Source organism: Streptantibioticus rubrisoli (assembly GCF_024436055.1).
Classification (GTDB): Bacteria; Actinomycetota; Actinomycetes; order Streptomycetales; family Streptomycetaceae; genus Streptantibioticus_A; species Streptantibioticus_A rubrisoli.
Map to the genome: position 1 here is coordinate 1 of NZ_JANFNH010000028.1, position 12,009 is coordinate 12,009.

13 protein-coding genes, 1 tRNA gene and 2 pseudogenes are annotated in these 12,009 nt (G+C 67.7%); 7 read left to right on the forward strand and 9 right to left on the reverse strand.

Annotation, left to right across the window (positions count from 1 at the left end; translation table 11 throughout):
* The 3 genes and pseudogenes from NON19_RS21270 to NON19_RS21280 all read left to right on the forward strand — a co-directional run.
* A pseudogene (locus NON19_RS21270) lies at positions 1 to 717 on the forward strand (hypothetical protein); the annotation flags it as partial.
* 145 nt (positions 718 to 862) lie between these two features.
* Positions 863 to 2,458, forward strand: a complete 1,596-nt coding sequence (locus tag NON19_RS21275; protein ID WP_255930349.1) for an alpha/beta hydrolase — start codon at positions 863 to 865, stop codon at positions 2,456 to 2,458.
* A gap of 142 nt (positions 2,459 to 2,600) precedes the next feature.
* A tRNA-Thr gene (locus NON19_RS21280) sits at positions 2,601 to 2,674 on the forward strand.
* Here NON19_RS21280 and NON19_RS21285 read toward each other — a convergent pair.
* The 6 genes from NON19_RS21285 to NON19_RS21310 form a co-directional block, all read right to left on the reverse strand.
* Complete coding sequence (locus NON19_RS21285; RefSeq protein ID WP_255930350.1) at positions 2,648 to 4,096, reverse strand: tyrosine-type recombinase/integrase; 1,449 nt, start codon at positions 4,094 to 4,096, stop codon at positions 2,648 to 2,650. The genes NON19_RS21280 and NON19_RS21285 overlap by 27 nt on opposite strands.
* The gene (locus tag NON19_RS21290; RefSeq protein WP_255930351.1) at positions 4,047 to 4,304 is read right to left on the reverse strand and encodes a helix-turn-helix domain-containing protein; all 258 of its coding nucleotides are present in this window, start codon (positions 4,302 to 4,304) and stop codon (positions 4,047 to 4,049) included. Before NON19_RS21290 ends, NON19_RS21285 begins: the two co-directional genes overlap by 50 nt.
* A 107-nt stretch (positions 4,305 to 4,411) precedes the next feature.
* On the reverse strand, positions 4,412 to 6,247 hold the full coding sequence (locus tag NON19_RS21295; protein WP_255930352.1) for an FtsK/SpoIIIE domain-containing protein: 1,836 nt from the start codon (positions 6,245 to 6,247) through the stop codon (positions 4,412 to 4,414).
* Positions 6,248 to 6,270: 23 nt separating this feature from the next.
* Positions 6,271 to 6,465 (reverse strand): hypothetical protein, encoded by a 195-nt coding sequence (locus tag NON19_RS21300; protein WP_255930353.1) that lies wholly within the window; start codon positions 6,463 to 6,465, stop codon positions 6,271 to 6,273.
* Between the two features lie 17 nt (positions 6,466 to 6,482).
* Positions 6,483 to 6,767: a hypothetical protein gene (locus NON19_RS21305; protein WP_255930354.1), complete on the reverse strand. Its 285-nt coding sequence runs from the start codon at positions 6,765 to 6,767 to the stop codon at positions 6,483 to 6,485.
* Positions 6,764 to 6,976 carry a hypothetical protein gene (locus NON19_RS21310; RefSeq protein WP_255930355.1) on the reverse strand — a complete coding sequence of 71 codons (213 nt, stop codon included), beginning with the start codon at positions 6,974 to 6,976 and terminating at the stop codon, positions 6,764 to 6,766. Before NON19_RS21310 ends, NON19_RS21305 begins: the two co-directional genes overlap by 4 nt.
* Before the next feature lie 265 nt (positions 6,977 to 7,241).
* On the opposite strand from NON19_RS21310, the gene NON19_RS21315 reads away from it, so the two are divergent.
* Both NON19_RS21315 and NON19_RS21320 read left to right on the forward strand, forming a co-directional pair.
* Positions 7,242 to 7,985: a helix-turn-helix domain-containing protein gene (locus NON19_RS21315; protein WP_255930356.1), complete on the forward strand. Its 744-nt coding sequence runs from the start codon at positions 7,242 to 7,244 to the stop codon at positions 7,983 to 7,985.
* A gap of 2 nt (positions 7,986 to 7,987) precedes the next feature.
* Complete coding sequence (locus NON19_RS21320) at positions 7,988 to 8,464, forward strand: NUDIX hydrolase (RefSeq protein ID WP_255930358.1); 477 nt, start codon at positions 7,988 to 7,990, stop codon at positions 8,462 to 8,464.
* A gap of 8 nt (positions 8,465 to 8,472) precedes the next feature.
* Here the strand turns inward: NON19_RS21320 and NON19_RS21325 are convergent, their stop codons facing one another.
* The 3 genes from NON19_RS21325 to NON19_RS21335 form a co-directional block, all read right to left on the reverse strand.
* The gene (locus NON19_RS21325) at positions 8,473 to 9,018 is read right to left on the reverse strand and encodes an HD domain-containing protein (protein ID WP_255930360.1); all 546 of its coding nucleotides are present in this window, start codon (positions 9,016 to 9,018) and stop codon (positions 8,473 to 8,475) included.
* A 9-nt stretch (positions 9,019 to 9,027) separates the two neighbouring features.
* Positions 9,028 to 9,498, reverse strand: coding sequence for a GntR family transcriptional regulator (locus NON19_RS21330; protein WP_255930362.1), 471 nt, complete (start codon positions 9,496 to 9,498; stop codon positions 9,028 to 9,030).
* Positions 9,499 to 10,033: 535 nt separating this feature from the next.
* Positions 10,034 to 10,438: an ATP-binding protein gene (locus NON19_RS21335; RefSeq protein ID WP_255930364.1), complete on the reverse strand. Its 405-nt coding sequence runs from the start codon at positions 10,436 to 10,438 to the stop codon at positions 10,034 to 10,036.
* Positions 10,439 to 10,643: 205 nt separating this feature from the next.
* On the opposite strand from NON19_RS21335, the gene NON19_RS21340 reads away from it, so the two are divergent.
* Entirely contained in the window at positions 10,644 to 11,378 is a 735-nt protein-coding gene (locus NON19_RS21340) for an XRE family transcriptional regulator (protein WP_255930366.1), read from the forward strand.
* A 434-nt stretch (positions 11,379 to 11,812) separates the two neighbouring features.
* Positions 11,813 to 11,995 (forward strand): annotated as a pseudogene (locus tag NON19_RS21345) (IS110 family transposase); the annotation flags it as partial.
* Positions 11,996 to 12,009: the final 14 nt, after the last annotated feature.

Below are 12,009 nucleotides of genomic sequence, written 5' to 3' on the forward strand. Positions count from 1 at the left end.
ACCGTGGCCCACCCGGCTGGCGGCACCCTGCAGGAACTGCCGGACGGGACCAGGGTCTGGCTGCCCGCCCAGTACGACCGTCCGGGCGAACCGGCGTTTCCGCTGGTCGCGGCCTATCTACCGGGTGATCGAGACGGCGGGCGGCTGTACGCCGCGCTGGCTGGCTCGGTTGCCCATGGGCTGGCCGATCCGCTGATCGTCGTCCAGGCGCGCGACTGCGCCACCGACCCGTCCGCCGCGCTCGACGCCGCCGCCCGCCGCTACCACGCCGCCCGGGGCCGCGCCGCCCGCGCGGTGATCGGCCTGGGGGACCGCGCCCAGTGCGCGGTGCGCGCCGAACTGGCGCACCCCGAGCGGTACCGCGCGGCGGCGGGCGTCTCCGGTACGTACGACGCCGTCCCGCGTGTGACGCCCGGTGCCCGGCCGCGGCTGCTGCTCGCCGCCGCCGTGGACGAGGTACGGCAGCGGGCCTCCGGGCTGCGGCTGCGCGCCGCGCTGCGCAGAGTAGGGGTGCGGGCCCGGTTCCTCGACGAGGTCACCCGCGACCCCGCCCTCGGCGGCGACGCCCACCGCCATCTGCTCGCCCTGGTCTCCGGCTACCTCACCGAGGAACTGCACCCGCACCCGTACCGCCACAGGCACTCGCACGGGCACCGCCTGGCGTACTTCCGCCGAAGGCACCGGCTCACCCGGATGGCCGTCTTCCACATCCACTGACTGGGCACCGCCCGACGGGCCCGCTGACCTTCGGTTCGATCGAAAACCCGGCCGAACAGTCACTCATAAGAACTCGCGGAAGCACGCATACCGGACGACGGTGTGGATAGGCTCGCGAAACCCGACGGGAGGACCTGTGGCACCCATGGACACCGCACGCCTGCTCCGTACCTCCACGACCGTGCTCGCCGTCGCGGGCCTGCTGCTGTCCGGTTGCTCGGCGGGCGCCGGACACAGCGCCGCCGCCTCGACGCCCACCGGCGCCGTCGCCGCGTCACAGACGACGGCCGCCAACCGGGCGGCCGCCCCCCTGGCGCCGCTACCCGCCACCATCCCGGACGCGCTCAAGCCGTACTACGAACAGAAGCTGGTGTGGCACGACTGTGGTTCCGGGGGCTTCCAGTGCACCACCATGAAGGCCCCACTCGACTATCACCACCCAGTCGCCGCCGACGACCTCACCCTCTCGATCACCCGCAAGAGGGCCACAGGACCCGGCCAGCGGATCGGCTCACTGCTGGTCAACCCGGGCGGACCCGGCGGCTCCGCGATCGACTACGCGCAGATCGCCGCCACCCACTACCCCGCGCCGGTGCGCGCCCGTTACGACATCGTCGGCATGGACCCGCGCGGCGTCGCCCACAGCGATCCCGTCGTATGCCTGACGAACCGTCAGATGGACGCGTTCACCCAGGTCGACAACGACCCGCACAACCGGTCGGAGATCAACGCGATCAGCGCCGCCGACAAGCGCTTCGCGGACGGCTGCGAGCAGCGCGCCGCGAAGCTGCTCCGGCACATCAGCACCATCGAGGCGGCCCGCGATATGGACATCCTGCGGTCCCTGCTCGGTGACGCCAGGCTCAACTACCTCGGCAAGTCCTACGGCTCCATGCTCGGCGCCACCTACGCGGGCCTCTTCCCGTCCCGGGTGGGCCGCCTGGTGCTCGACGGCGCCATGGACCCCTCGCTGTCCTCCCTCGAAGAGAGCCGCACCCAGGCCGAGGGCTTCGAGACCGCCTTCCAGTCGTTCGCCAAGGACTGCGCGCAGCACCCCGATTGCCCCATGGGCCAGACCACCGACGCCGCCGGCCGGTACATCGTCAGCTTCCTCAGCAGCCTCGACGCGCACCCGCTGCCCACCGGCCAGAGCCGCCAGCTCGGCGAGTCGCTGGGCACCTCCGGGCTGATCGAGGCGATGTACGCCAAGCAGCTGTGGCCGGTGCTACGGGTCGCCCTGGCCGCCGCCAACCGCGGCGACGGCGGCCCGCTGCTCGCCCTCTCCGACCAGTACTACGAACGCTCCAGCGACGGCTCCTACTCCAACCTGATGTACGCCAACGCCGCCGTGAACTGTCTCGACCTGCCCCCCGCCACCCGCAGCGTGGCCGACGTCCAGGCCGTGCTGCCCGCCTTCCGCAAGGCTTCGCCGCACCTCGGACCGGACTTCGCCTGGATGACCCTGAGCTGCGCCCCTTGGCCGGTCAAGGCCACCGGCCGACCGATGCGCATCGAGGCCAAGGGCGCCGCACCCATCCTCGTCGTCGGCACCACCCGCGACCCGGCGACCCCGTACCAGTGGGCCCGCTCGCTCGCCAGCCAGCTGTCGTCCGGACACCTGCTGACCTACCAGGGCGACGGCCACACCGCCTACGCCAGCGGCAACGACTGCATCGACACCGCCGTCAACCTCTACCTTCTGGAGGGCAGGGTCCCACCCCCCGGCAAGACCTGCTCCTGACACCAGCGCCCCAGCCCGAGGGCGCACTCGCGCGGACGGGCGAAGACACCCCGGATCACCGTGGACAGCCCCTACGCTCCGTAAAACACGTCCCGTGCGGAGCACCCCCGCACACTGTGTAGACTTAGCGCCGTTGCAACACGCCGCCTTAGCTCAGTCGGCCAGAGCGACGCACTCGTAATGCGTAGGTCAAGGGTTCGATTCCCTTAGGCGGCTCCGATAAAAGCCCAGGTCAACGACGTTCGCGTCGGAGACCTGGGCTTTTTCCGTAGCAGCGCCCGTAGCAGTAGGGCCTTCGTGCGCGGCTGTGGCGATGGGTTCCGCCGTGCTCGGCTGAGGACTGGTGTTGTTGCCCCAGAGGGCCTGTCCCATCCGCCGAGCGGCTTCCTGCGCCAGCGGCGTCGCGATGTGCGTGTACCGGGTGGTGACGCGCAGATCGGAGTGACCGAGGGTCTCCATCACGATCCGGACGTCGACGCCGTATTCGAGGAGCAGCGTCGCCGACGTGTGGCGACCGTCATGCACGCGGGCGTCCCGTACTCCCGCGGCGCGTAACAGCCCTTTCCAGTCCTCCCAGTCGTCCCGAGGGTCAACCGGCCGCCCGTCCGGCTGGCAGAACACGAGATCGCGCTCCTCCCAGGCTGTGCCCGCCAAGGCACGTTGACGCTGCTGGGCGACGCGGTGCGCTTCGAGCACGGGGATGAGTTCGGGCGGGAGCGAGATGGTGCGCTTGCTCTTGCCCTTCGGCTCCCGGAAGACAAGCCCGCCACCCTTGCGCTCCGGGCACGTGCTGGCGTGGCGCACGCAGTCCTTCGGGCACGGTGGCGGGCACTTCCGCTTGTGCTGCTTGCACGTCTTCGGGCACGGCCTGGTCTTGTGGCGCTTCGCGCCGCAAGCGTGCGGGTCGTCGCACCCGTGCCGCCAGGTGTTGCGCTGGAGCTGCCACCACACGCGTACGCGGCCGGTGTTCAGGTCGAGGTACGTCCAGCGCAGCCCCAGCGCCTCGCCTTGCCGGAGCCCGAGCGCGAGCCCCACCGCCCAACGGACCGCGCTGGGTTGGGCTTGCGCGGCTGCGAGGATCTTGCGTGTCTCCTCCCGCGTGAACGGGATGATCTCCGCCTCCCGAACCGTGGGCGGCTGGACTAGCTGCGCTACGTTGCGCGCCACGATGCCACGCTGCACAGCGATCTTGAGCATCCGGGACAGGACGCGGTGGACCTTGAGCACGTGGCTCGGAGCCTTACCGGCGTCGAGCATCTTGGCGTAGAGCCGATCAAGGTGCTCGGGCTGGACTCGGTCGAGCTTGTGCTGCCCGAGTCCGGGGATGATCCAGTTCTTCGCCTTGGACCGGTAGTCGTCGAGTGAGCGGGGCGCCAGGGTGCGCGGCGCGATGGTGTCGAGGTAGGCCGTGACCCACTCCTCGACGGTCGGGACGCGCCCCTTGCCGGGCACGTGGCCAGCGTCCCGCTTGCGCTCCAACTCGCGCAGCTTGTCGCGTACTTCGCCTGCCGTCTTGCCCTGACGATGCCGTCGATCGGGCGAGCCGTCGTCTTTGAGGCCGACGGTGATGAAGCCGTGGTAGTCACCGTCATAGCCAAGGAAGATCTTGGCGTTGCCGTTGGGTTGTCGTTTGCTCATGCGGATACCTCCTGTTCGCGTAGTCGGTCAGGTAGTCGTCGAGCGCACTGGCGGGGATCTTGCGGCTCCGGCCGATGTGGATGGATTCGATCTCACCCGAGGCGAGAAGTTCATAGAGCTTGCTCCTGCCGATCCGTAGGGCGTACGCGGCTTCCGCGACGGTGTAGACGAGGCGTTCGGTCGGGTTGGCGATGGTCGTGGTGATCACCTTCTTTCGGGGTGTGGGGTCGTCCGTGGGCCCGTCCGCGAGCGGCGTCCGCGGCCCCATACGCGCAGGCGCGCGGGGTGGCGCGGACGTCCGGCGGACGCGGACGGCTATCCGGTCATGGCTGCCGCCGAGTCGCCGCCTTGGTGCGCTCGCCAGCGGCCTCGGGAGACTTGGACGACGCGTCCGGCGCTGGCGTACTCCTGCAAACGGTCGTAGACCCACGTGCGCCCCATGCCGGTGGCCCGCATTAGCTCGGCGACGGAACGGCCTTGTGGCGGTGCGTCGTTGAGGGCATCGAGTAGTACCGCTTCTGGCCCCTGGGGCGGTGCGCTAGCCGAAACGTCGACGAGTTCGGCGTCGACGACGTCGGAGTCCTCATCAGGCGTGACGTCGGGACGGGTGGCCGACAGCGAGAGCGAGTCGAGAGCGGTCCGACTGGGGCTGTACCGATCCACGGTGGCGTGGACATCCGCGTCCCTGACGAGGAACGCGCGAGCACGCTGCGGAGCGTCGGCACCGGGGGCGGAGAGCAGGAACTTCCCTGGCGCGTCCAGCATGTGCGCTGCCCACCCTGCGGCGAGCATCCCTTGCCCGAGTATCAGGTCGACGTCCCGCCGCTCCCGTACGCGCAGGCAGACCCGTACGTCCATCTGCGAGCGAACGGCCTTCCTGCCCATGGCCTGTTGGGTCGGTCGCTGGGTGGCGGCGAGCAGCGTCTCAGCGACGGCTCGGCCACGTCGCGCTATCGAGTCGGCGTGTACGAGCGCGTCTCCGGCTTCCTCGGCCAGCTCCGCGTACTCGTCCACCACGATCACCAGTGCTGGAGCTGTCTCGCTCGGCTCCCAGACGCGCAGCCCACGACGGCTCAGCGCCCCCGCCCGCCCCTCCAACACCCGTACTCCGTCGTGCAGTAGGGCGGCGGCCTCTCGGGGCGTGGTCGCCAGCCTGTCGAGGCAGGCGGCCCACGGCTGGAGTTCCATGCCTCCCTTAAGGTCGATGCCCCAGAGCACGACGTCCCGGCACGCGGCGAGATTCGCGAGGATGACATTCAGGACTCCGCTCTTGCCGGAACCGGCGATACCGCCGATCAGTGCGTGACGACGTAGGAGAGAGACTCGGACGGGAGAGGCGTCCTCGTAGACGCCGAGTTCGATGGGGTCGCAGATCGATGCCACGGACGGACCGGCCCACGGGATGGGTTCCGCGTGCGGGTCGCGATCGAGCACCCGCAGCGTGAACCGGTCGGCCCGGCTCTCGTCCGGCGTGACGCGTACCGCCCCGGGTCGCGTCCCCAGCCCCGATTCGATGGCCGGGACGCGGCTCAACGCGTCCGCCACGGTCTGGCCCCGGCGCAGGCTGACACGGGCGCGCCAGCCCCACAGATCAACGGCAGCCGAGACGACGTGCGAGCCGACCAGGCCGATGGACTCGGCGACGTCAGGCCACGCTCGGATGGTGCGATCGACGGCGACCCGTGCCCTACGCCGCCGGTGAGTCCACCACGGCACCGCGGCTGCCAGCGTGCCGACGAGGAGCAGCCAGGGCAAGGGGAAGCAGCCCCCGCCGAGCGCCGTGGCACTGGCCAGCCAGCCACCCGCCGCGAAGGCCGTCACAGCCGCGTACAGCCGTTCCTCAAAGCGGTCGAGACGCCGTAGCAGCCACCCCTTGAGCACCGCCCCAGACAGGAGCACGGACCCAATCGCGATCAACGGCCACACACCCGGATGAGTCGAGTGCAGGACCAGGCCGGCGACTCCGACCCACAGCCCGACGACGATGGGTGCCAATTCGGAGCGATAGCGGAACAGCCACCGCGCAACAGCCTCCAGTACGGCCCCGGAGTAGCGGTCGTTCACCACGAGCATGAACGGCGGCGCATCGGCACCTCCGATCTGCTTGCGGAGCCGCCGCGCATACCTACGAGGAGTTCGGTTCAAGTGCATTCCTCCTTCTACGGGTTGGGACTTCACGGATGGATGCCTGCCAAAAGGCGAGCCGCCGCGCGGACCGTCGCGCCGATGTACGGCGCGACGGAGCTGGACGCGAGGAAGAAGCCGAAGAGCGTGCAGAGCACGGCATGCCAGGGCGAGAGCCGCCCGAAGCGCCAGAGCGCGAAGATCGCGGCTCCGAGCAGGACGATTGCCGACATTGAGAGGAACATGGCACCTCCTTCCTGGTTCAGCCGAGAAGCACGAGCGCGAGCACGCTGGACAGCGCAACGGCGACGGACAGCCGCTGTGGCGACGACGTCGCCCAGAGCACGACGAGAGCCATAGCCCGTACAGGCAGCACGGCCAGCCGGAACGCGAACGGGACATCTTCGGTGGCGGCGGACCACGGGCGGGTGTAGTGCACAGCGGGCCGAACCGAGATGGCACTCAGTTCGACGGCCGCTGGCTGCTTCCCCCACGGGCGGTGGCCCTTGTGCTTTGCGGGCACCAACTGGGTCGTCTGCGTGGTCACGATGCGCTCACCGCCTCGTTGAAGAAGAAGTTGGACCGGTTGAACTCGCGCCACTGGTCCCGCCGTTTGCCGCTCGCCCGCCGCAGCCAGCGGAGCCGACCACGGCACTTCCGGCACAGATCGCCGCTCCCCTCGACTTGCGCGCCACACAGGCAGATCCGGGGCGTATCCGGCTGTGCTTCCTGGACGTTCCTCTTCCTGGATCGCATCGCGCCTCCTCTCCGAGATCGGAGTCGAGACCGGAGGAGCTGCGAACTTGAGCATGCGCAACATGCGCAAGTTCTAAGCGTCGCGGCAGCGCCGAGCACTGTCAACGAGGGGATCTCGACTCGCAGTTGTCGATGGATCTGTGCGGACGAATCCGCACGACAACGAGCATCCGATGAGAGGATGGGACCGGATCACCACATGACTGGACGTGTGCAAGACGTCCCCGAGGACATGGACGTCCTCAGATGTCCCAAGTGGGGGTACATGCCGAACGAGAGATTACGAGCGACCCTTCTGGAACGAGGCGTGACCCCAAACGCCCTGGCCAGTGCTGTGGACGTCGATCCGAAGTCGGTCGAGCGCTGGATAGGCGGGCGCATGCCGTACCGGCGGCACCGGTACGCCGTGGCCACTTTCCTCAGCGTCGACGAGGCGTACCTGTGGCCCGAGGCCCTGCCGCGCCAACAGGTGGCCAGCGCCTCGGAGAGCGAGATCCTGACGGTGTACCCCCATCGCTGGGCAGTGCCCAGGGATGCTTGGGGACATCTCTTCGCCACGGCGGAACACGAGATCGGCGTCCTGGTCTACAGCGGCCTGTTCCTCGCGGAGGACGCCGGAGTCCTGCGCACGTTCGCTGAGAAGGCTCGGGCGGGGGTTCACGTGCGCATCCTGTTGGGCGACCCGGACAGCCCCCACGTGGCGAACCGAGGGGCCGACGAAGGAATCGACGACGCCATGGCGGCAAAGATCCGCAATGTGATGGTGCTGTATGAGCGTGCTGTAGGCGGTGTCTCCGGGATCGACATCCGCCTACATGACACGGTCCTGTACAACTCCATGTACTGCGCCGACGATCAACTCCTCGTGAACACGCACGTGTACGGCTTCGCCGCGTCCCACGCTCCGGTCCTGCACCTGAAGCGGATCCCCGGGGGTGAGATGGTGAACACGTACCTCGAAAGCTTCGAAAAGGTCTGGGCACAGGCGAAACCTCTTACGTGGGGATGAGCATGGCGAGCAGGATTGACTACTTCGACGACGCGCAGGCTCCGAAGGCCAACAGCCTCGTTCCCTCGGCCAACGTCGTCGTCCTGAACGAGCACGACGAGATCCTGATGATCCGCCGAAGCGACAACGGAAACTGGGCTCTCCCTGGCGGCGCCATGGACTTGGGCGAGTCGCTTCCCACTACCGGCGTCCGAGAGGTCGAGGAGGAGACGGGCATTACCTGCGAGATCACCGGACTCGTCGGCATCTACACCGACCCTCGGCACGTGATCCTCTACACCAGCAACGGCGAGTGCAGGCAGGAATTCTCTGTCGTCTTCACCGCTCGGGCGACCGGCGGAGAGCCAACGCCGAGCGACGAGTCACGCGAGGTGGAGTGGGTCCCGCGAGCTAGGCTCGCTGAACTCCAGATGGACAGGTCGATGCGTATGCGCATCGAGCACTACGTGGACAACAGCGGCACTCTCCACCTCGGGTAGGGGGTGGATCACCACCGCGCGAGCCGCGCCCGCACCGCGCTCTCCGCCGCCTGGATCTGCGGCGCAGCACGCTCGATCGACCGGCTGACGACATGCCCCGGCCCATATCGGGACAGGATCTCCGAGAGGCGTTCGCCCGCCGTTGTCTCCTGCCCATCGGGAGTCGTCGTCATATCGCAGTAGATCAGTGCATCGACCAACTCGCCGTCCTCAACGCCGAATTCCTCCGAAAGCTCATGATCGAGGGACCGCTCCTCGGCTTCGATCAGAGCGCAGGAATGGTGCGCCACGAGATTGCACAGCTTGCGGTCGGCATGTTCGACGTCCCGCAGGTAACGCGCGCCGTCCAACGGGTGGAATCCGGTCTTCGAGATGGTGGGGGAGTAGCCGATGTCATGCAGCCATGCGGCACATTGCAGGAGTTCGGCATCGTCCCCCAGGATCGGCGCCAGACGCTCGGCCTGAGCCGCAACGCCCTGGGAATGCGCCCAGCGACGAGGTAGCGGTTCCTCAAGCAGTCGACGTGCAAGGTCGCGAGCCCGTGTGACGTCCATGCATCGAGGCTAACCGCCGCACACGAACCAGCCCTTGCCTTGCACAGATTCGACAAGTCCAGCACCGCATAGATCGGCCAGCGCTTGCCGTGCCGTGCCGCGAGAGACGCCGTAGCGGGCCGTCAGCGTGGCCTCGCTGGGAAGAGCGGCACCCGCCGCCAGTTCCCCGCTCTCGATCGCCGACCGGAGATCCGCGGCGATCTGGCGGTACTGCGGGGGCTTGGGCCGTGCCGGACCCGCTCCCTGCTCGTCCGCCGGGCGCACCACCCGCCCACGCCCCGGAAGAGACTCGATCAGCCCCTCGCTTTCGAGCTGCGCGAGCGCCCGCCGCAGGGTGTTGCGGACGACGCCGAACTCGGCCGACAGCGCGGCCTCGGAGGGCAGCAGCTCCCCCGGGCGTACGGCCCCTGAACGGATGCGTTCCCGCAGAGCGCTCGCGATCTTCGTGTACGCGCCCCATGCCGTCGATCTCGGACTCACGCTGTCCTCTCGTGGGTCGTTCGCGCTCGTTGAACCTGGTGCCGAGGCCATCGTCTCGGGTCTTGGTCTGGTCGTGTAGCCGCTGGTGCGTCCCGGCCACGTGCAGGCCCTCATTCGCCCACCACCTTCGTTCGAGCCGACAGCGGTCCGGGATACAGGTCGACGCATGGCGGGAGCAGACCGGACTTCCGATGCGGCAGAGGCAGAAAAAGCACCTGCCTTGCCGTCCATTCAACGTGCTTGTCCGCATGTGAGATTGAGAAGGAGAACGGCTTACCGTCCCGTAGGCGGTGGATGGACTCGTGGTGCCCGAGTGCAAGCCAGTCGTGGACTCGTTCCGTCTCCTCCGGGGAGAGCACGGAAACGAGGGTCCGGAGCGCGACGCGAACCCACCGAATGGCCTGCTCGGGCCTGGTCGCGTCGAACGAGGCCACCAAGTCCACACTGTGGTCCGTGGCACCGTAGAGAAGGCACTCGCACCAATAGCCGGGCCACGCGTACGCTCCGCGGCTGGTCACGCTCACTGCCGTGGGCTTCACTGTGACCGCCATTCCACGCGGCACTTCGTGTCCACCTCGCACCACACGCACTTGCCGTGGTTGGTGAGGTAGCTGCCCCAGCTCATCGTCAGCGCTTCGACGATCCGCAGTCCACGACCGCTTTCGTGGTCGGGACGTGCTGTGCGCGGCGTCGGCCGTCGCCGCTTCCCATCGTTCACTTCGAGGCGTAGCACAGCCCCCTGGGCCAACAGACGAACGCTGATCGGCGCGTCGCAAGAGGGCTGCGCATGGACCACCGAGTTGGTCACGAGCTCCGATGTGACCAACTCCAGGGTGCCCGTGTGGGCCTGGTACCCGCGCGCCGTCAGCGCGAGTCTCGCGAACTGACGAGCGAGAGGTACGGAAGCCGGGGCATTGTCGAGGACCAGGTAGGCAAGCAACTCATCGTGGTCCGGGTGCCCTTGGGCGGCCAGAGGCCGACTTGGGGAACTGCTCACAGGGGTACCTCACAGGTTGAGGCTGTCGCCAACAGGCTCTGCATGTGCAGGAGTCTTCTGACGGCGGACCTGCTCAAGTACCGCGTTCTAGGGACGTCTTGGGACGTCTTCGCTACATTGGAAACGTCCCTCCGGGCGGGAGCAGCCAATGAACTACGCCCTGAAGCAGGCGTTTTCGCGTGCCGGTCTGGACGTCGTCAACGTGGCGGCACGGTGCGAGGTAGACCCCAAGACAGTGAGCCGCTGGCTAGGCGGCCGAGTGCCGCACGCTCGTCACCGTAGGCGTGTCAGTGAGCTGGTCGGCGTACAGGAGCCCGAGCTATGGCCAGATGCTGGCCGACGCCGCCAACCACGCTCCCTGGGCCCAGAAATCCAAGCGATCTACCCCCACCGCTGGATGGTCCCCCAGGAAGTCTGGCGCACATTCTTCGCTCGCGCAGAGCATGAGATCGGCGTCCTGGTCTACAGCGGACTTTTCCTCGTAGAGGACGCCGCCATCCTCCGTATCTGGGCGGGCAAAGCAGCGGCAGGAGTCAGGGTGCGCCTGCTTCTGGGCGACCCAGACAGCGACTACGTCACCACCCGCGGCGGCGAAGAAGGCATTGGTGACGCTATGGCGGCACGCATACGAAATTCCTGTGTTCTACTGCACCCTCTAAGTCATGCGCCGAACGTTGTAATTCGTAAGCACAGCACGACTCTCTATAATTCGATCTTCTGTGTCGATGATGAGATATTGATCAACGCGCATGTCTACGGGCAGCCTGCATCTCTCTCCCCAGTGGTGCACCTCAACGCGACAGGCAAGGCAGCGATAGTCAACGCCTATGAGGCAAGCTTCCAAAGGGTATGGCAAGAAGCGGGACCGATAGATTGGCTATAAAGCGAGATCCGCCCCGGCTGGCCGCGCCCGGCGGCTGCGGGCAAGAAGGTGGGAGAAACCCTTTGTGGCTGAGGCGGTCGGCTCCACGACTTTTAGGCAGCCACTTTGGGGCAGAGTCTCTAAGATCACGGTTCCAACGTCGTGCTTTACCGGGGAGGTCCACAGACTGCCCTACGCGCCGGAAGCTTACGGGTCCATGATCACTCGCGCCAAAGCGGCTCCAGCCCAAAGCCGCTCCGTAAGTTGTTCGGCTGTCCGGGAGAGTCGGGTGTGGCTCTAAAGCCGCTTGCCCTCGGTGGCTCCGGCGGAGTGGCCGCCCGGCTCTCCGGGACGCCCGGCCGCCGATTGAGATGTGCGCATTGGTCGCTGTTTACGGAGCTGACGGCGGGTGTCCTCCGGACGAATGGATACTGCCCGACGGTGAGGAGATGCCCATGGCCGATCGACCAGCCCGTCTCTGGGTCGGTATCGACGCCGGTAAAGCCCATCACTGGATGACCGCCATCGATGCCACCGGGGCAACGATCTGGAGCCGGAAAGTCCCCAACGACGAAAGCGAGATCCTGAGCGCGCTCGGCGAGATCCTGGCCTTGGCGGAAGAAGTGTGCTGGGCCGTGGGTCGCCTACCAGC